This is a genomic window from Companilactobacillus musae (assembly GCF_003967595.1).
Taxonomy (GTDB): Bacteria; Bacillota; Bacilli; order Lactobacillales; family Lactobacillaceae; genus Companilactobacillus; species Companilactobacillus musae.
Genome location: NZ_BIFW01000001.1, coordinates 103,224 through 121,135 on the forward strand (window position 1 = coordinate 103,224; position 17,912 = coordinate 121,135).

Consider the following 17,912-nt stretch of genomic DNA (forward strand, 5'->3'; position numbering starts at 1 on the left):
TAATTGAGGTGAATTATGCAAGTAAATAATGTATCCATGAATTTAAGTGCTGTTAGTTCAAAACAGTATCCTAATGAAGGCTTTCCTGAAATCGCATTGTTAGGCCGTTCAAACGTTGGTAAATCTTCTTTGATAAATACACTTATAAATCGAAAAAGCTTTGCGAGAACGTCTAGTACGCCAGGTAAAACGCAAACTTTGAATTTCTATAACATTGAAGATCAATTATATTTAGTTGATGTTCCTGGTTATGGTTTTGCCAAGGTTTCTAAAAAGCAACGAGAAGAATTTGGTGTCATGATTGAAGAATATTTAACTACGCGCGATGTTCTAAGAGGTGTGGTTATTTTAGTTGATGGTCGTCATGCACCAAGTGAAGATGATATTTCAATGTATCAATTTGTCAGTTATTATAAAATTCCAACTTTGATTGTGGCAACCAAAATGGATAAGGTCAAAGGTAATCAATGGAATAAAACTATTAGTCAAGTTAAGAAGACAATGGGCATTAATCAAACTGACAGTTTACAATTGTTCAGTTCCGAAACTAAGCATGGTAAAGATGAAGTTTGGGCTTGGATTGAAGATCATATGAAATAAGATATTACTATTTTTAACAAAACTTGAAAAATTTTAAAATGCTTAAGAATTTAATGAGCGAATAAAAAGCCCTTGAAAAATCACTTAGGGCTGTGTATCATCATACTTATAGATAATTTTAGTTTCAAATCAAGTAGTGACCTACTTCAGAGTACAGAGAATTGACGGTTGGTGTGAGTCAAGCAGGGTTGGTTATGAATTACGAAGCTAAAAGTCATGTCCTATGTTATTAGGAGTAAAGTGCAAGTTGATTATTGACTTGAATTTGGGTGGTACCGCGCAAAAGGCGTCCCTGCATACAATTGCAGAGACGCTTTTTTTATTCCAATGGCTAGGATTATCAATTAGGAGGAAGATTTATGAATATTATTGATGAATTATCATGGCGTGGTTTGATCAACCAACAATCAGATGAGGAAGGACTACGAAAACTAGTTGATGAAAAAGCCATTTCATTATACTGTGGTATGGATCCAACAGGTGATTCAATGCATATTGGTCACTTATTGCCATTCATGACTTTGGAAAGATTTGCTAATGCTGGTCATCATCCTTACATCGTTATTGGTGGAGCTACTGGTTCAATTGGTGATCCAAGTGGTAAAAAAGCTGAACGTCCAATGCAAACAATGGACCAAGTTAATCACAACGTTGAGGCTTTGAGCAATCAAGCTAAGAAAATTTTCAGTAATTTTACAATGGTCAACAACTATGACTGGACTGAACCTATTGGTATTCTAGATTTCTTACGTGACTATGGTAAATTATTCAATGTTAATACAATGCTTAATAAGGAAATTATTTCTAGTCGTCTAGAAGTAGGTATTTCCTTTACAGAATTTACATATCAAATTTTACAATCACTAGATTTCTTAACATTATACCGTAAGCATAATGTTCAATTACAAGTTGGTGGTGGTGACCAATGGGGTAATTTAACCGCTGGACTAGATTTAATTCATAAAGCTGAAGGCCAAGAGGCTAAAGTTTATGCTTTAACAATTCCATTGTTGTTAAAATCAGATGGTACAAAGTTTGGTAAAACTGCCGGTGGTGCTGTTTGGCTTGATCCTAAGAAGACCTCACCATATGAGTTCTATCAATTCTGGTTCAATCAAGATGATAAAGATGTTATCAATTTATTAAAGAAATTTACATTCTTAACAAAAGAGGAAATTGATAAACTAGCAGAAGCCGTTAAAACAGCTCCTGAGAAACGTTTGGCTCAAAAGACTTTAGCTGAAGAAGTAACTAAGTTTGTTCACGGAGAAGAAGCTCTCAAGACTGCTGAGAAGATTACTGATGTATTGTTCTCTGGTGAGATTCAAGAATTAACTACTGCTGAAGTAGCAGAAGCCTTCCATGGTGTTCCAAGTGCAGAAATTTCCAATGATCCTATTAATTTAGTTGATCTTTTGATTGCTGTAAACGTTGATAAATCAAAGCGTCAAGCTCGTGAAGATATTCAAAATGGTGCTATTAGAATCAATGGTGAAAGATTGACTGACACAACCACTGAAATCGATCCTAAAGATTCATTTGATGGCAAATACATTGTTATTCGTCGTGGTAAGAAGAAGTATTTCTTGGCTACAATTAAATAAAACTATTGACTGAATGCGTGAAATCGTTTATATTATTTGCAACGAAAACTTTTAAACAAGTCCTGTGAGGCTTGGAAGGTTAATTACACATTAGACAAAAAAAGTGTAAACTTCCTTTCCTTGTGGGATAGGAAGTTTTTTGTTTACTTAAAAAAATCAGGGAACTTTTAAATAGATCCAGTGAGGTCTAAAAGGTCAGGATAATACCAAACTTTTAGGGGCTAGCTGGATAAAGGCTAACCCTTTTTAATTTGGAGGAAAACAATGAAAAATATACTTTCTATGTCACAATTATCAAATCAAGAGGTCTACGAGCTGATTGATTCGGCTTTGGAATTTAAGTCAGGTAAAAAATCAACGATTGGTGCTGATAAATTTGCCATTAACTTGTTTTTTGAAAATAGTACAAGAACAAAATCTAGTTTCCAAGTAGCTGAAATGAAATTAGGGATGCAAGAGATTGAATTTGAGGCGGCTACATCTTCAACTTCTAAAGGAGAAAGCTTGTATGACACAATTAAGACTGAAGAAAGTATCGGCGCTAGTGTTGCAGTGATTCGCCACAGCCAAGATGAATATTATAAAGATTTAGTTGAAAATCATAATTTAAATATTCATATTATCAATGGTGGCGATGGTACAGGACAGCATCCCTCACAATCATTGCTTGATCTAATGACGATTTATGAACATTTTGGTAGTTTTGATGGATTGAAAGTTGGGATCATCGGGGATTTAAGTCATTCACGTGTTGCTCATTCAAATGCTGAAATCTTAACAAGATTAGGTGCCAAGATGTACTTTGGTGGTTTAAATCAATGGTATACGCCAGAATTTGCTGAAATTGGTCCTCACACGAGTGTTGATCAATTATGCGAAGAAATGGACGTAGTAATGCTTTTAAGAGTTCAACATGAAAGATTATCAGCTCAAGAGAATGAAAGCTTTTCTAAAGAAAACTATTTTCAAAATTATGGTTTAAATAAAGATCGTGTCAAAATGATGAAAGAAACAACAATGATTATGCATCCGGCACCTATCAACCGTGGAGTAGAAATTGCTGACGATGTTGTTGAATGTGATAAGTCATATATTTTCCCTCAAATGGCTAATGGAGTATTTATGCGTATGGCCATGATTGAAGCCGTTTTAAAAGGAGATAACGTGGGTAATGAAGTTACTGATAAAAAACGCCAAGCTATTCTACGCTAATAAACTGATCAACTGTGATGTCTTGATTGAAGACGGTAAGTTCAAACATATTGCTGAAAATATCGTAGCAACCGATGCAAAAATTGTTGATGCTGGATTTAAGTTAGTAACTCCAGGCTTGATTGATGTTCATGTACATTTCAGAGAACCTGGTCAAGTACATAAAGAAACTATTAAAACTGGAACATTGGCTTCTGCACATGGTGGTTTTACGACTGTTGGCGCAATGCCTAATGTTATTCCAGTACCAGATAATATTGAAAAGTTTCAAGAACAGAGAAAATTGAATCAGGCAAACTCAGTTATTAATACGTTGCAGTATGCACCAGTAACAAAGAACGAAACAAGCGATGAATTAGTTGATATTGAAAAATTAGTTGAATTAGGTGCTATTGGCTTTTCAAACGATGGACATGGAATTATGAATGCCGAAACTATGTATGAAGCGATGGAACGAATTGCGGCGGTCAACAGTCATTTGGCAGCACATGTTGAAGATAAGAATTTGTTCAATCATGGCGTAATCAATTTTGGAATAGCCTCAAAGCGTCTTGGATTGCCAGGAATCAAGCAAGTAGCTGAAACATCACAATTAGCTAGAGATCTGGTTTTAGCTAAGGAAACTGGTGTACATTATCATGTCTGTCATATCTCTACTAAAGATGGTGTACAGTTGGTCAGAATGGCCAAGGATGCCGGAATTAATGTAACCTGTGAGGTCTCTCCACATCATCTTTTATTAAGTGATCAAGATATCGTAACAGATGACGCTAACTTTAAAATGAATCCTCCGTTACGTAGTGAAAGTGATCGTCAGGCTTTAATTGCCGGATTACAAGATGGCACGATTGATATGATTGCAACGGATCATGCACCACATGCTGAAAATGAAAAAAATCAAGGCTTTGCTAAAAGTGCTTTCGGAATTACAGGAATTGAAACATCATTTCCATTGATGTACACGCACTTGGTAAAAACAGGATTGATCAGTATAGAAAAATTATTACAACTAATGACGGAAAATCCAGCTCAAGATTTTAATTTATCACAAGCGGGATTTATCAAGTTAGGACAAAAGGCTGATTTTACAATCATTGATTTAGATGATAATTATGAAATTAAACGAACCGACTTTTTATCAAAAGGAACTAACAGTCCATTCATAGGACAGAAGGTTTTTGGAAAAATTGAACAGACGTATGTCAATGGTAATTGTGTTTATTCAAAATAAAGAATGAGGGGTAAAAATGGACAAACCAGTAATAGTAGCATTAGATTTTGCAGATGATTTTGAGTGTATTAATTTTTTGAATCAATTTCCTAAGGATGAAAAGCTCTTTTTGAAAATAGGATTGGAAATGTTTTGTCAATTTGGATATCCGTTTGTGAGAAATTTACGTGAACGAGGTTACAATATCTTCTTAGATTTAAAATTGCATGACATTCCTAATACCGTTAAAAGAACTTGTGAAATGATAGCAAAATGGGATGTTCAAATGTTGACGGTTCATGCTAGTGGTGGTGCTGAGATGATTGCTGCCGCTAAAGCTGGATTGGACGGTTCTTCAACGAAACTGTTAGCCGTTACGCAATTGACATCATTGGGACAAAATGAGTTAGCTAATGAATTGCAGGTTCCTTTAAAGTCACAAGATTATGTCACTCATTTAGCAAAATTAGCTTTTGATAATGGTGCCGATGGAGTCATTTCATCAGCACTGGAAGTGCCTTTGATCAAAGCGGCTACTAGTTCTGAGTTTCTCTGTGTAACTCCAGGTATTAGACCTAAGTCAGCACAAGTTGGAGATCAAAAACGTGTCGCAACACCAGCACAAGCAGAAGAATTAGGTAGTGATGCGATTGTAGTAGGGCGACCAATTACACAAGCAACAGATGGATATCAGGCGTACATGAATATTTGTAAGGAGTGGAGTAAATAATGGATAAAAAAGCAGTTGCAGAAAATATTGCTAGTCAATTATTAAGAATTAAGGCGGTAACATTAAATCCCAAGGAACCCTTTGTGTGGGCTAGTGGGATTAAAGCTCCTATCTATACTGATAATCGCTTAACGATTGCTTATCCGGACTTTCGCCAAACAATAGCCCATGATTTAGCTGATTTGATTAAAGAAAAGTATCCAGAAGCTGAAGTTATAGGTGGAGTCGCAACCGCAGGTATTCCTCATGCTACTGGGGTGGCTAATATCTTGGGTCTACCTTTGAATTATATACGTCCTCAGAAAAAAGATCATGGTAAGAAAAGTCAAATTGAAGGTCGTTGTCAAAAAGGTGATAAGGTTGTTTTGATTGATGATTTAATTTCAACTGGTGGAAGTATTCTCAAGGCAGTGAAGGCTGTTCGTGAAGAGGGCGGAGACGTTATTGGAACGGTTGCTATCTTTTCATATGATTTGCCGGAAAGTACACAAAACTTCGCTGATGAAAGAACAAAATTATATACTTTGACAGATTATCCAACAATGATTCAAGTGGCACAAAGCCAAGATTACGTTGAAGAAAGTGATATGGAATTGTTGAAACAATGGTATCAGGATCCTGAAAGTTGGTGTAAGTAATGGACTGGTATAAAGTAATTCGTCCGGCAATTTTTAAAATGGATCCTGAAATTGATCATAAGGCTGTCGCTACGGGCTTAAAAATGTTCAATAAAGCGCCACAAGTATTAAGAATAATGTTTCAGACAAAAGAATTTTCCAATTTGCAAGTGACTGTTAAGGGCATTACGTTTGATTCTCCAATTGGAATTGCTGCAGGGTTTGATAAAAAGGCCGAATTTTACAATAGTTTAGGTGCCCTCGGAGCAGGATTCGTGGAAATTGGAAGTATTACTAGGAATAGTCAACCAGGTAACAAAAAGAAACGGATTTTCAGATTGCCAGAAGATAAAGCTATTATTAATCGTATGGGGTTGAATAACCTAGGTGTTGAAGAAACTAGAAAACATCTGGCTAATACTGCTAAGCATGTAAATATTGGTATCAGTATTGCACCTGGACACGGATTAACAAGTGAAGAAATGATTGATGAAATGGTTGAAGATATTAAAGAGATTCATTCATTTGGAGATTATATTGCTTTGAACCAAAGTTGCCCCAATCAAAAAGGTGTAACGACGTTGCAAGAAATCCCAGTAGCAAAAAGATTGTTACAAAAAATTCATAACCTACATATTAAAGAACCAGTGTTTTGTAAATTTGGTAATGATATTACATCGGAAAAATTGATTGAATTGATCAATGAAACGGCTGGTTTAATGGATGGAATAATTTTAACTAATACGGCATCTAATCCCAGCAATCTTCATAAGGATTTAAAATCTAAACATAAAAATGAAGGTGGCGGTTTGAGCGGTAAGCCAATTTATAAAAAGTCACTCAGTTTAACTAAAGCTATTCATCAAGTATTTCCTGATTTACCGATCATGTTTTCAGGTGGTGTATTTACACCAGAAGATGCGCGATCAGCTTTAGAAGCTGGCGCTAGTTTGATTCAAGTTTATACTGGTTTTATTTATAACGGTCCGACTTTGTTAAATCAAATCAATAGTCATTTAGCTAAAAATCAAGTGTTGGAACATCTTAATTATTCAGATAAGCTTGCTCAAGCACCGGTTAGAGATAGTCAGGATATTGTTGTTAGCAATCTTGCTGAAGATGAAGAAATTAAGTTAGATGCACATTCTGGAGCTTCATTTCATGAAGAATAAAAAATATCTATTTAGCGTTGATCGATATCAAACTGCTAAATAGATATTTTTATTTTAACTATGATTTTAGATTTTTAAGTTTGGCAATAAGCTGTTGCAATTGTCCTTTTTGAAGGTCATTTAATTGATTTTGATCACCGATTATTTCAAGTATCTCATCACCTATGTCAATTATTTCAATAGTCTTGCTATTAGTCGATAGAACAGCATAGATTGAAATGAATTTTTGTAATTCTTCAAAAGTAATTGCCGATTGAATTTGTGATTGATTTAAAAGGGACGTAGTCGTACTAACAATGACTTGTTTAGCACGTTGATTTCGTTCACGGTTATTTTTTCTTTGCTGATAATATGGTAAAAAAAGCGCCACTGATACGGCTAGCAATTCACCTAAACCTTCAACCCATTCAGCTAAAGAACCTGTTTCCATAAATACATCTCCTGTAGTTATATATTTATGACTGAATACTAACATGTAAATATTGATATCAGAAAGAATAAGCTCTTATTGGTCTCGATTCTCTTTCTCAATATTGAAATTCACTGAGATTACGTTTAATATTTGGATCATTGGTTTAATCGTTTAAACTTTTAAACGAAAGGGATGATATATTACGGATAATCAAATAGCATTGCAAGAAATGAAGGCCAGTTTTATAGAATGTCAGGATTTGTTAGTCGCTTTGGGTGATGAGAATCGTCAGAATATTCTTTTGGCTTTAGCAGACAAATCTTGTATTGAAGGATTAAGAGTAGGTGAAATTACTAAAAAAGTAAATTTATCTCGACCAGCTGTTTCGCATCATTTAAAAATTTTAAGAGAAACTAATCTAGTTAACGTTCGCCAAGAAGGCACGATGAATTTTTATTCAGCTGATTTAAAAACGGATTTAAAAAAATTAACAAATTTGATTCAAGCAATCAAGAATTTGGGAGTAGAAGATTAATGGCAAAAATGAGAGCTTTTGTAGCAACAGATAGTAAGGCTAAACCAGAATTAATGAAAGTTGATATACCACAAATAAAAGATTATGAGGTATTGGTAGAGGTAGCTGCAGCAAGTATTAATCCAGTTGATCAAATGTATCGCTTAATGCAAAAAGGTATGCAAATAAAAACCAGTTATCCCTTTATCTTGGGAAATGATTTTTCTGGGACAATAGTAGCTTTGGGTAAAATGGTCAAGAAGTATCAAATCGGTGACAAGGTTTACGGCCGAATTAAAGGGACAGATTCTGGAACATTTGCAGAGTACGTGGCTGTCGATAGTCAAGTGATCGCACCCATCCCACAAAATATGTCTTTAACAGATGCAACAGCGGTTCCTTTAGTAGGATTAACGGCATATCAGGCCTTATTTGATCGCTTAGATTTACAAAAAGGACAGAAAATTTTTATAAACGCTGGTTCAGGTGGTGTTGGTAGTATGGCAATTCAATTGGCCAAGGCTAAGGGTGCTTATGTAGCAACTACTGTGAGTCCGCGAAATATAGATTTAGTTAAGCGATTAGGTGCTGATGAAATAATTGATTATCATCAAGAAGATTTTTCTGAAATTTTAAAAGATTACGATGCTGTTTTTGATACTCATGGTCAAAAGGACACTATTAAATCTTTAAAAATTTTAAAATCACATGGAAAAGTTGTCACGATTGCTGGGATGCCAGAAATTGATTTTGCTAGGGAAAGAAAGCTAAATTTGGTTAGAAGAGTTTTGTTTAAAATCGTTTCTAGACCGATAATCGAACAAGCAAAATCAAAGGATATATCTTATCGCTTCTTTTTAATGGAACCGGATGGTCAACAATTGAGAAAGTTAACAACTTTGATTGAGAATAAACAATTAGAGCCATTGATTGATCGTATATTTACTTTTGATAAAATCGAAGAAGCTCTAGCTTATTCTAAGAAGGGACATAATGTTGGTAAAGTAATTGTAAAAATAAAGTAATTATAAAATAAGTATTGTTTCGAATACTGTTTTTCTTCTAAATATGTTCCCACTAAAAATAGAACAGAATCTTTTAATAGATTCTGTTCTATTTCAATTAAAAACTTAGAATCCTTACGGACGACGAAATTCTTTAATTAATTTAAAATATAAAGAATTTGTCTACATAAAGATTGTAAATATAAAGCCTACGATACCGACTAATAATCCATAAATTAAGGCTGGAACGACTGTTTTACGAAGAATATTACCTTCTTGACCGGATAATCCAACGACTGAACTAACTGAGACAATATTATGAACGCAGATCATATTACCAGCGGCGGCACCAATTAATTGAGCAGCTAGAACAAGATCTTGTCCAACCCCGGCTTTAGTGGCAATATCGGCCTGAATTTGACCAAAAGTCAAAGTAGAAACAGTGGTGCTTCCGGTTACAAATGAACCTAATTGTCCCAAGAATGGAGCAATGATAATCCAAATTGATGAGAGATACTTGGAAATGATTTTAGCAATATACATTGGCATACTTGGTAATTTGGCAAGATTCAAATCAGAGTTGGTAAAAATTTGTACCATGATCAAAGTTACTATCAAAGCCAAGGCGGTTGATTTCATTGAGAGAACAACCTTTTTAGCGGTTGGAAGAAAACTCTTGAGTGATTTGACCTGAATTAGAAGACCAATTAAAACAGCAATGGTTAATAAAGTTCCTGGTGAATAGAGAAATTCCCAATCAGAATTGATTTGAGAGAATCCTAAAATGTTTTTCCAAGAAAGATTGATATTTTGAACCAAAAATTGTTTAAGTGGAGCAATGGTTCTGGTTGCTAAAAGCATTAGAATAACAACAATGTATGGTGACCAAGCAGTTAAAAGCGACATCGAATTGTCATCTTTAACAGTTTGAATTGAGGTAGTCCATGGTTTTTCAAAAACAGTTTTAGGTAAAAGAAATTTGAACTTAATTGAAAGAATCGCAATGATGATAGCCCCGAATGGTGCCAAAATGGCTACGAATTCATAGCTGACTAGTGTTGAAACAAGTAATGCCAAAAAACTGTACACAATACCGATAAATAAAGACCAAGGAACAAGAACTAAAAAGTCTTTGAAGTGGTTGTTATCTTTTTTACCAAAGACAATGGTAAGCATGAAAATCAACAACAATGGCATGAATGTACCAGAAAAAAGGTCTAGTTGAGTAATTCGTTGTCCAATGGCATTGAGAAAATCAGCTTTTTCACTGACATTGCTTAATCCGACAGTCAAAGGAGTTCCGACAGCTCCAAAAGAAGCGGGTGTGGAATCAGCAACTAAGGCTAAAGTGACAGCAGCCATTGGTGAAAACCCTAAGGCAATCATTAATGGAGCAGTGACCATGGCTGGAGTTCCAAAACCAGAGACCCCTTCGATAAGACCACCGAACAGAAAAGCAACTAAAATAATTTGAAGTCGCATATCAGCCGAGATTTTATGAAATCCAGCGTTGATCCGCTCGATTGCACCAGTATGCTGCAAAATATTAAGCATCATCAAAGCACCAAAGAGAATCCACAAAATTGGCAAAGCCTTATGAATAGATTGTAAAATTGAAGCTAAGAGGACTTTAGCCGGCATTTTCCAGATAAAATATCCTTCTAGCAAAACGATAAATGCACTGATCGACATCCCTTTGGTAGCCGGCATGTTGAGAATGCCCAGTAAGACTAATGGCAAAATAACAGCAGAAAGTGCAATAAGAATCATATATTAACTCCCTCTAAACTAATTTAATCTATTATATAATTTCTGACTTATACTTGCGAATGAGACAATCAAAAGTTTGAAAAAATGTATTATTATGAATTTCGTGATGCATTACAATTATAAAATGACACCTATAAGAAATCTGATATGTAAATCAAGAATTTCTATAGGTGCCATTTTAATTTATCCAATAAGGATATGCTGTTAAAGCATTTGTAAAGGTCCACCGTCTATACCCTTAGTTACGGTAATATCTTCAGATGAAATATCGTAATCTTTTAAAATAGTGTTTAGGTGACGGTTGAAGTCTTCTTCACTTAATTGTGATTTTACATGCCAAGCAGAAAAATCGGCATTTGTAGAAATAGTACCTAATTTTTCTAGTTCCTTGATTGATTTAGGGTCGACTTTTTTTTCTGAAGCTATATCTACGAAGTAATTTGTATACCAAAGTAAAAATGCCATAATTTCCTCCAAGTTTTATTACTATTATAATAATATAATTTTAAGTGTTTTAGTTATAGAATTAATCAAATAAAAATAAGTTAGAATAAATTGGTGAGGTAAATTATGGAGCAAAAAACATGTCAACAGACACGTACTATTAGTGAAAGAATAATTTTTGATAAGGATTTGAATGATAAAGGGACTCTTTTTGGAGGGAAAACCTTAAGCTTGCTGGACGAAAATGCTGGATTGGCAAGTTTTAAACTAGTTCATGGCAAGATTGCCACGGCGGGATATGATCATATCAATTTTTGGAAACCCATTACGACCGATAAGTATTTGAAGATGGAATCTTTTGTCACTGGGGTACATGATCGTCAAATTGAAGTATTTACAAAAGTTATAACACATGATTTAAGAACTGATTCGATTGAAATTGCCTTTACCAGTTTTTGTAATATGATAGTTTTACGTTCAAATAAACCAGTGATAATACCCAAAATAGTTCCAGAAACGAATGAAGAAAAGTATCTTTGCCAGGGTTTTGAAGCACGTTTACGTCAAAGAAAAATTGATTACCAACAAAAAGATGAATTTTTGAGTAATCTATCATTAGATTAAAAAACTGAGATGAATATTAAAAATTCATCCCAGTTTTTTTGACAATATATTCAAAGCGTTGCTCAAGCGAAACATTGTATTGTTCGGATCATGCAACTGATCAAAAGCTAAATCAAGTTTAACAGAGCTGTTATTTAATTCTAGTTTTAAGAAAAATGGTTTACGTAACCAAGGGAAAATTGATTGTTTAGCAGGTTTGATTGTCAAAATATCTTTTAAAGAAAATTCTTGGTTCTCTTCGACGACTTTAAAGTTTTTAATTTGGGAGTAGCTGATAAATTGAAATTCTACCGTGTTCGGAGAAATGACCATTTTTAATTTATCCCAATAAGAATTCATTCTATAGTAAGAAATACCATGAGTTTCTAGTTGCCAATGTCCGAATAAGTTAGGTAAATTCATAGGAAAATAAATGCATACTAGTAAAAATAAAACTATTAAAAATGAGAATATAGATATTCTTATGTCAGCGATTAATCCTATGCTACCAGCGATAAAACTTAAGATAAAACTTATAAATATTGGATAATGATTGATCCGTTTTCCAAACTCAATTGTATCAGTCATTTTAAAATCTCCCTCTTGAACTCAATAACATTGTAATGTTTTGCTAGCGCTTACACAACCGGCAGCAAAGGAAAATTTATTTAAAAATATTTCTTTAGAAAGCATTGTAATAGTTTATTTTATCGTATATCCTGAAACTATATTATAAATATAGGAGGGTTGATTCATGGGAAAAAAGGCCAAAAAAAGGCAAATGCCTTCAGCATACACAATTCTATTTTTTCTTATAATTTTGGTTGCCGTTTTAACTTGGATTATACCCGCAGGTGAGTATGCAACCACTAAAGCGGGGAACATCGTGGCAGGTACGTACAAAGCCCGAGCAAGTAGTCCTCAAGGAATTTGGGACGTTTTCATGGCTCCAATCAACGGAATGGTTGGTACGGATGCCACAGAAGGATCTATTTCAATTTCATTATTCATTTTGGTAATTGGTGGATTCTTAGGAGTAGTTAACAAGACTAAAGCTTTGGATGATGGGATAAGTGCCGTTGTCCGTAAGTATAATAACAAGGAAAAAATCTTAATTCCAATTTTAATGACATTATTCGCCATTGGTGGTTCAACTTATGGAATGGGTGAAGAGACAATTGCATTCTACCCAATTTTGATTCCTGTTATGATCGGTGTTGGTTATGATTCGATCACGGCTATTTCGTTAGCTCTGATAGGTTCGCAGATTGGTTGTTTGGCATCAACAGTTAATCCCTTTGCAACTGGGGTTGCTTCGCAAACAATCAATATTTCTCCAGGAGATGGATTGATTCCAAGATTCATTCTCTTAATTATTGTTACTGTGATCAGTATTCTTTACGTTATGCATTACGCTGATAAGATTAAAAAGGATCCTTCAAAATCATATGTTTTTGAACGTCGTCAAAAAGATCTTGAAGAGTTTTCAATGCCTGAAAGAGATATTAATGACAAATTAACTACAAAACAAAAATCTGTTCTATGGTTATTTGCTTTAACATTTGTTGTTATGATCGTTAGTTTGATTCCATGGTCAAGTTTGAACCCTAGTTGGACATTCTTCGATAATTTCACAAAATGGTTAACACATGTTCCATTCTTAGGAGCTTTGATTGGTCAAAATATTGCTCCACTTGGTACATGGTACTTTACTGAAATCACAACATTATTCTTTATGATGTCAGTTGTTATTATGTTTGTTTTCCGTATGAAAGAAAGTGAATATATTGATGCTTTCTTAAATGGTATGGGTGAATTCTTGAGTGTTGCTATTATCGTTGCCGTTGCTCGTGGAATTCAAGTTATTATGAATAATGGTTATATTACAGCGACAGTGCTTCATGCTGGTGAAACTGGTTTACAAAACCTTTCCGCTGGAGTATTCATTGTTTTGACATACATTTTCTATATTCCAATGTCATTCTTGATTCCATCAACATCTGGTTTGGCAGCAGCTACAATGGGCATTATGGGTCCATTGGGTAAGTTCTCTGGTGTTGACGGTTCTCTAGTTATCACTGCTTACCAATCAGCTTCTGGATTAGTTAATTTGATTACACCAACTTCAGGTATCGTTATGGGTGCTTTGGCTATTGGACATGTTGATATTGTTAAATGGTGGAAGTACATTTGGAAGTTGATTGCAATTCTATTCGTGGTTATCGCAGTATTCTTGGTTATTTGTTCGATGTTTAAATAGTAGTTTTAAAAAATTCTGGGGGGTTTTAAAATGGAACAGTTTATTACAGATAAAATTCAAGATGAAGCTATTAATGATTTGGGTCAGTTAGTTGGAATTGCTTCATTCAATGAAGCTGCAGAAGATAAGGCACCTTTTGGAAAGGGACCTAAAGCAGCTCTTGATAAAGCACTTGAATTGGTTTCTAAATTAGGATTCAAAACTTATGAAGATCCAAATGGTTACTATGGTTATGCCGATATTGGTGAAGGTGATGAAACCTTTGGTATTGTCGGACACTTGGATGAAGTTCCTGCTGGTAATTTAGAAGCTTGGAATGTTGAACCATATAAGTTGACTGTCAAAGATGGCAAGCTATATGGACGTGGAACTCAAGATGATAAAGGACCAACAATTGCTGCTATTTATGCAATTAAGGCAATTTTAGATAAGGGATATAAGTTCAATAAAAAAATTCGAGTAATTTTTGGAACCGATGAAGAGATTCTTTGGAGATGTTTAGCTGAGTATAACAAGAAGGAAGATCCAATTGATTTAGGAATTGCTCCTGATGCTGAATTTCCATTGATTTATGCAGAAAAAGGTCTACAACAATCATATCTAACCGGTCCTGGATCAACAGAATTGAACTTAGATTTGGAAAATGCCTTTAATGCTGTACCAGGCAAGGCTATCTACGATGGCCCTAAACAAGCTGAGGTTATGGCAGCTTTGCAAAAGCATGATTTCGATGCTGATCAAAAAGATGGTTCTATTGAAGTTCATGGTAAGTCAGTACATGCTATGAATGCTCCTGAAGGTACTAATGCTGTTGTTAGATTAGGTATCGCTTTAGCAGATGTTTTCCCAGACATTAAAGTTCTTCAATTTTTAAAGAACTTTGGCGAGGATGCTAATGCTACTAATCTCTTAGGTGATGTTTCCGATGATGTTTCCGGTAAATTAACCTTTAATATTTCTAGTTTGAAGATAACTTCTGAAGAATCAAGAATGCAGATCGACTTGAGAATCCCAGTTAAAGTAGATCATGACCAATTGATTCAACAGGTTTCTGACGCCGTAGCTAAATTCGATATGAAATATGAAAACTTTGATTATGTTGCTCCATTGTATGTACCTACTGACAGTGAATTGGTACAAACATTGATGCAAACATATCAAGATTTAACTGGTGATACAGAATCTAAGCCAGCTATTTCTGGTGGTGCTACATTTGCTAGAACAATGCATAATTGTGTTGCGTTCGGTGGAATGTTGCCAACAACTCCTGATTTCATGCATCAAGCCAATGAAAATTGGAGCAAAGCGGATATGAGAAAAGCTATGGAAATCTTTGCTGAAGCTATTTACAGATTGTGTGTTTAAAAATATAAAATAATAATAAAGTAAGGCGAAAGCCTTATTTTTTTTGCATCTAAGACTAAAAATTTGTTTTCTTTGAATAAATTAGGTAGCGTAGCAGTAGGAAAGTAATGAGATTTTATAGATTAAAAGATAATGGTTCATTAATATATTTGAGGTGTAGCAATAATGTTTGATTATAATACGCAACCACGTAAGTTTAAATTTCAGGGTGAAATTACAGTCCCCGGTGATAAGAGTATTGCTCATCGAGCTATAATTTTTGGCGCATTGGCTGATGGCGTAACTCAAATAGGTAATTTTACTTATTCAGATGATCTATCCGTGACAGCTAGGGTAGCGAAACAATTAGGTGCAAGGATTCATACCGAGGTCAGTACCAAAGATATGATTATTAAAGGTGTTGATCATCAATTAAAGAAAGTTGACAATCCCTTGAATGTGGACAATGTCGGTACACTTGAGAGTCTTCTTTTGGGAGTATTAGCCAGTACTGGCAATGAATATGAAGTCATTGGTGGTGATTTCCTCAGTAAACGATCAAATGAACGAATCTTAACGCTCTTACGCGGTATGGGTGGTACTTACCAAGGGACAACAGAAAATGCTTTACCATTGAAAATAAAGGGCAGTAATAATTTAACTGGAATTACTTATCATCAAGACATTTCTAGTGCTCAAATAAAGAGTGGTTTAGTTTTAGCAGGAATTTATGCTGATTCTGATACGACAATTATTCGTAAATTGCCAACTAGAAATCACACTGAGATTTTAGCGAATTACTTTGGAGCTGATGTAACGATTAAACCGGATATTATTGTAGTTCACCCCGGACATAGTAAGTTAACTGGTCAGAACTTGACGATTCCTGGTGATTTTTCATCAGCAGCTTTTTATATTGCTGGAGCATTGTTATCTGCTGATAGCAAAATAGTTTTGCCACGTGTCGGTTTGAATTCAACTAGAATAGGGTTATTGAATGTAGCCAAGCAAATGGGAGCACAATTTTATGTTGATAATCGTTCTATTAACAGTGTTGAACCATATGGAGATCTAATAGTTAAGTCTCAGAAATTACATGGAGCTAAGATTACGGCTAAACAAGTTCCATTCATTATTGATGAAATACCATTGATAGCATTAATGGCTTCACAAGCAAGTGGACAAACAGTTATCGAAGGTATTCATGATGTTCATTTACAATTGAGTGAACGTATTAGAAATATGCGAGTTGAGTTGGCTAAATTAGGTATCATAATGCAGGTCAATGATGATACGATTGTGATTGATGGTGATCAGAAGATTTTAGTGAAGGATGATGTAGATAGTCATAATGATCATCGAATTGCTATGATGCTTTGTATTGCATCTATTTTGACTGATTCGCCCTTTAAGATTAAAAATATTGAAGCTATTGATATTTCATATCCAGGATTTATTTCGGACTTGAATAAGGTACTTGTCGCAAAGTAATTGTGAAAGGGACTTCTTTTTTGATGGGCAGTGTCGTATCATTAGTATTAAATTGTATCAATGTAAGGGGTTACTCATTTAATGATTGAATTTATAGGAACTGACCTTGACGGGACGTTACTGAATAGTTACAGTAAAATATCTTCTGAAAATATCCAAGCAATCCGTAAAGTAGTCAATTCCGGAGTGGCTTTTGCGATTTGTTCAGGGAGAACTTTGCATTCAGTTAATAAGTTTTTTGAAAAGGATTTAAAAATAGCAGGTTATCGAGTAGTGTTGAATGGCGCTGTGGTAGTTGACCCCAAAGGGCAAAAAATCATTGATCAGCCTTTGGATTCTAAGATTGTTAATGAGATTTTAAAACGATCTGAATTTAGTCAGTTTAAAGTTGTTTTGGATGGAATAAATGATATTCATATTTATGATCCTAATCATAGTTGGACAACTTACTATGAAGGAATGAGTCGACACCATTTGAAGGCTGATTCTGTCGGGGATTTGATCAAGCTAAATCAACAAAAAGATTTTGATGTTTATAAGGTTTGTTTCAGTTGCCCACCACAAAGATTGCACGAGTTACAGAAAAAATTAGAATCCTTTACATCTTTACCAATTACGATCAGTCGATCAGGCAATTATTATTTCGAGATTAATAGTCAAGATGTTACTAAGTTGTCAGCCTTGCAACAGATATCTGAACTTTCCAAGATACCAATGAGAAATTTTATGTGCTTTGGCGACTATGGCAACGATTTAGAAATGATTAAAAATGTTGGTTATGGAGTTGCAATGAAGAATGCTATTGAAAGTGTTAAAGATGCGGCTTGGAGAATTACTGATACTAATAATCAAAATGGTGTAGCTAATATGATTGAACGTGTATTGAATGATAAGTTTAATTAGATGTATAGAGTTTTTTTAGAAG

At 34.5% G+C, this 17,912-nt stretch carries 18 protein-coding genes; 14 read left to right on the plus strand and 4 right to left on the minus strand.

The window, feature by feature from the left end; genetic code table 11:
* Positions 1-15 precede the first annotated feature (15 nt).
* The 7 genes from yihA to LAB100_RS00555 all read left to right on the plus strand — a co-directional run bounded on the left by yihA (position 16) and on the right by LAB100_RS00555 (position 7,145).
* A complete protein-coding gene (yihA, locus tag LAB100_RS00525; RefSeq protein WP_119326886.1) occupies positions 16-600 on the plus strand; it encodes a ribosome biogenesis GTP-binding protein YihA/YsxC in 585 nt (194 codons plus the stop codon).
* Between the two features lie 359 nt (positions 601-959).
* Positions 960-2,204 (plus strand): tyrosine--tRNA ligase, encoded by a 1,245-nt coding sequence (gene tyrS / locus LAB100_RS00530; protein WP_119326885.1) that lies wholly within the window; start codon positions 960-962, stop codon positions 2,202-2,204.
* Between the two features lie 264 nt (positions 2,205-2,468).
* On the plus strand, positions 2,469-3,416 hold the full coding sequence (locus LAB100_RS00535; RefSeq protein WP_119326884.1) for an aspartate carbamoyltransferase catalytic subunit: 948 nt from the start codon (positions 2,469-2,471) through the stop codon (positions 3,414-3,416).
* Positions 3,376-4,647: a dihydroorotase gene (pyrC, locus tag LAB100_RS00540; protein ID WP_119326883.1), complete on the plus strand. Its 1,272-nt coding sequence runs from the start codon at positions 3,376-3,378 to the stop codon at positions 4,645-4,647. The genes LAB100_RS00535 and pyrC overlap by 41 nt, the downstream gene beginning before the upstream one ends.
* 16 nt (positions 4,648-4,663) lie before the next feature.
* The gene (pyrF, locus tag LAB100_RS00545; protein ID WP_119326882.1) at positions 4,664-5,356 is read left to right on the plus strand and encodes an orotidine-5'-phosphate decarboxylase; all 693 of its coding nucleotides are present in this window, start codon (positions 4,664-4,666) and stop codon (positions 5,354-5,356) included.
* Complete coding sequence (pyrE, locus tag LAB100_RS00550; RefSeq protein ID WP_119326881.1) at positions 5,356-5,994, plus strand: orotate phosphoribosyltransferase; 639 nt, start codon at positions 5,356-5,358, stop codon at positions 5,992-5,994. Before pyrF ends, pyrE begins: the two co-directional genes overlap by 1 nt.
* Positions 5,994-7,145, plus strand: a complete 1,152-nt coding sequence (locus LAB100_RS00555; RefSeq protein WP_119326880.1) for a quinone-dependent dihydroorotate dehydrogenase — start codon at positions 5,994-5,996, stop codon at positions 7,143-7,145. The genes pyrE and LAB100_RS00555 overlap by 1 nt, the downstream gene beginning before the upstream one ends.
* Before the next feature lie 58 nt (positions 7,146-7,203).
* Here LAB100_RS00555 and LAB100_RS00560 read toward each other — a convergent pair whose 3' ends face one another.
* Positions 7,204-7,575 (minus strand): hypothetical protein, encoded by a 372-nt coding sequence (locus LAB100_RS00560; protein ID WP_119326879.1) that lies wholly within the window; start codon positions 7,573-7,575, stop codon positions 7,204-7,206.
* Between the two features lie 211 nt (positions 7,576-7,786).
* Between LAB100_RS00560 and LAB100_RS00565 the strand changes: the two genes are divergently transcribed.
* Both LAB100_RS00565 and LAB100_RS00570 read left to right on the plus strand, forming a co-directional pair.
* Positions 7,787-8,092 (plus strand): ArsR/SmtB family transcription factor, encoded by a 306-nt coding sequence (locus LAB100_RS00565; RefSeq protein WP_119326990.1) that lies wholly within the window; start codon positions 7,787-7,789, stop codon positions 8,090-8,092.
* A complete protein-coding gene (locus LAB100_RS00570; RefSeq protein ID WP_119326878.1) occupies positions 8,092-9,096 on the plus strand; it encodes an NADP-dependent oxidoreductase in 1,005 nt (334 codons plus the stop codon). The genes LAB100_RS00565 and LAB100_RS00570 overlap by 1 nt, the downstream gene beginning before the upstream one ends.
* Before the next feature lie 162 nt (positions 9,097-9,258).
* Here the strand turns inward: LAB100_RS00570 and LAB100_RS00575 are convergent, their stop codons facing one another.
* Positions 9,259-10,845, minus strand: coding sequence for an L-lactate permease (locus LAB100_RS00575; RefSeq protein ID WP_119326877.1), 1,587 nt, complete (start codon positions 10,843-10,845; stop codon positions 9,259-9,261).
* A 204-nt stretch (positions 10,846-11,049) separates the two neighbouring features.
* Positions 11,050-11,310 carry a hypothetical protein gene (locus LAB100_RS00580; protein ID WP_119326876.1) on the minus strand — a complete coding sequence of 87 codons (261 nt, stop codon included), beginning with the start codon at positions 11,308-11,310 and terminating at the stop codon, positions 11,050-11,052.
* Between the two features lie 105 nt (positions 11,311-11,415).
* Here LAB100_RS00580 and LAB100_RS00585 point away from each other — a divergent pair, with 105 nt between their 5' ends.
* Positions 11,416-11,913 carry an acyl-CoA thioesterase gene (locus tag LAB100_RS00585; RefSeq protein WP_119326875.1) on the plus strand — a complete coding sequence of 166 codons (498 nt, stop codon included), beginning with the start codon at positions 11,416-11,418 and terminating at the stop codon, positions 11,911-11,913.
* Between the two features lie 24 nt (positions 11,914-11,937).
* Here the strand turns inward: LAB100_RS00585 and LAB100_RS00590 are convergent, their stop codons facing one another.
* Positions 11,938-12,480 (minus strand): hypothetical protein, encoded by a 543-nt coding sequence (locus LAB100_RS00590; protein ID WP_119326874.1) that lies wholly within the window; start codon positions 12,478-12,480, stop codon positions 11,938-11,940.
* Between the two features lie 166 nt (positions 12,481-12,646).
* On the opposite strand from LAB100_RS00590, the gene LAB100_RS00595 reads away from it, so the two are divergent.
* From LAB100_RS00595 to LAB100_RS00610, 4 genes are all read left to right on the plus strand, one after another.
* Positions 12,647-14,152, plus strand: a complete 1,506-nt coding sequence (locus LAB100_RS00595; RefSeq protein WP_119326873.1) for a YfcC family protein — start codon at positions 12,647-12,649, stop codon at positions 14,150-14,152.
* A gap of 30 nt (positions 14,153-14,182) precedes the next feature.
* Complete coding sequence (locus tag LAB100_RS00600) at positions 14,183-15,517, plus strand: M20 family metallopeptidase (RefSeq protein WP_119326872.1); 1,335 nt, start codon at positions 14,183-14,185, stop codon at positions 15,515-15,517.
* 165 nt (positions 15,518-15,682) lie between these two features.
* Positions 15,683-16,987: a 3-phosphoshikimate 1-carboxyvinyltransferase gene (gene aroA, locus LAB100_RS00605; RefSeq protein WP_119326871.1), complete on the plus strand. Its 1,305-nt coding sequence runs from the start codon at positions 15,683-15,685 to the stop codon at positions 16,985-16,987.
* 81 nt (positions 16,988-17,068) lie between these two features.
* Positions 17,069-17,890: a Cof-type HAD-IIB family hydrolase gene (locus LAB100_RS00610; RefSeq protein WP_119326870.1), complete on the plus strand. Its 822-nt coding sequence runs from the start codon at positions 17,069-17,071 to the stop codon at positions 17,888-17,890.
* Positions 17,891-17,912 lie beyond the last annotated feature (22 nt).

What these genes read in the sequence shown, in the direction of transcription:
- yihA (WP_119326886.1), top strand. Translation starts at nt 16, where the DNA reads ATGCAAGTAAATAATGTATCCATGAATTTAAGTGCTGTTAGTTCAAAA.
- tyrS (WP_119326885.1), top strand. Translation starts at nt 960, where the DNA reads ATGAATATTATTGATGAATTATCATGGCGTGGTTTGATCAACCAACAA.
- LAB100_RS00535 (WP_119326884.1), top strand. Translation starts at nt 2,469, where the DNA reads ATGAAAAATATACTTTCTATGTCACAATTATCAAATCAAGAGGTCTAC.
- pyrC (WP_119326883.1), top strand. Translation starts at nt 3,376, where the DNA reads ATGAAGTTACTGATAAAAAACGCCAAGCTATTCTACGCTAATAAACTG.
- pyrF (WP_119326882.1), top strand. Translation starts at nt 4,664, where the DNA reads ATGGACAAACCAGTAATAGTAGCATTAGATTTTGCAGATGATTTTGAG.
- pyrE (WP_119326881.1), top strand. Translation starts at nt 5,356, where the DNA reads ATGGATAAAAAAGCAGTTGCAGAAAATATTGCTAGTCAATTATTAAGA.
- LAB100_RS00555 (WP_119326880.1), top strand. Translation starts at nt 5,994, where the DNA reads ATGGACTGGTATAAAGTAATTCGTCCGGCAATTTTTAAAATGGATCCT.
- LAB100_RS00560 (WP_119326879.1), bottom strand. Translation starts at nt 7,575, where the DNA reads ATGGAAACAGGTTCTTTAGCTGAATGGGTTGAAGGTTTAGGTGAATTG.
- LAB100_RS00565 (WP_119326990.1), top strand. Translation starts at nt 7,787, where the DNA reads ATGAAGGCCAGTTTTATAGAATGTCAGGATTTGTTAGTCGCTTTGGGT.
- LAB100_RS00570 (WP_119326878.1), top strand. Translation starts at nt 8,092, where the DNA reads ATGGCAAAAATGAGAGCTTTTGTAGCAACAGATAGTAAGGCTAAACCA.
- LAB100_RS00575 (WP_119326877.1), bottom strand. Translation starts at nt 10,845, where the DNA reads ATGATTCTTATTGCACTTTCTGCTGTTATTTTGCCATTAGTCTTACTG.
- LAB100_RS00580 (WP_119326876.1), bottom strand. Translation starts at nt 11,310, where the DNA reads ATGGCATTTTTACTTTGGTATACAAATTACTTCGTAGATATAGCTTCA.
- LAB100_RS00585 (WP_119326875.1), top strand. Translation starts at nt 11,416, where the DNA reads ATGGAGCAAAAAACATGTCAACAGACACGTACTATTAGTGAAAGAATA.
- LAB100_RS00590 (WP_119326874.1), bottom strand. Translation starts at nt 12,480, where the DNA reads ATGACTGATACAATTGAGTTTGGAAAACGGATCAATCATTATCCAATA.
- LAB100_RS00595 (WP_119326873.1), top strand. Translation starts at nt 12,647, where the DNA reads ATGGGAAAAAAGGCCAAAAAAAGGCAAATGCCTTCAGCATACACAATT.
- LAB100_RS00600 (WP_119326872.1), top strand. Translation starts at nt 14,183, where the DNA reads ATGGAACAGTTTATTACAGATAAAATTCAAGATGAAGCTATTAATGAT.
- aroA (WP_119326871.1), top strand. Translation starts at nt 15,683, where the DNA reads ATGTTTGATTATAATACGCAACCACGTAAGTTTAAATTTCAGGGTGAA.
- LAB100_RS00610 (WP_119326870.1), top strand. Translation starts at nt 17,069, where the DNA reads ATGATTGAATTTATAGGAACTGACCTTGACGGGACGTTACTGAATAGT.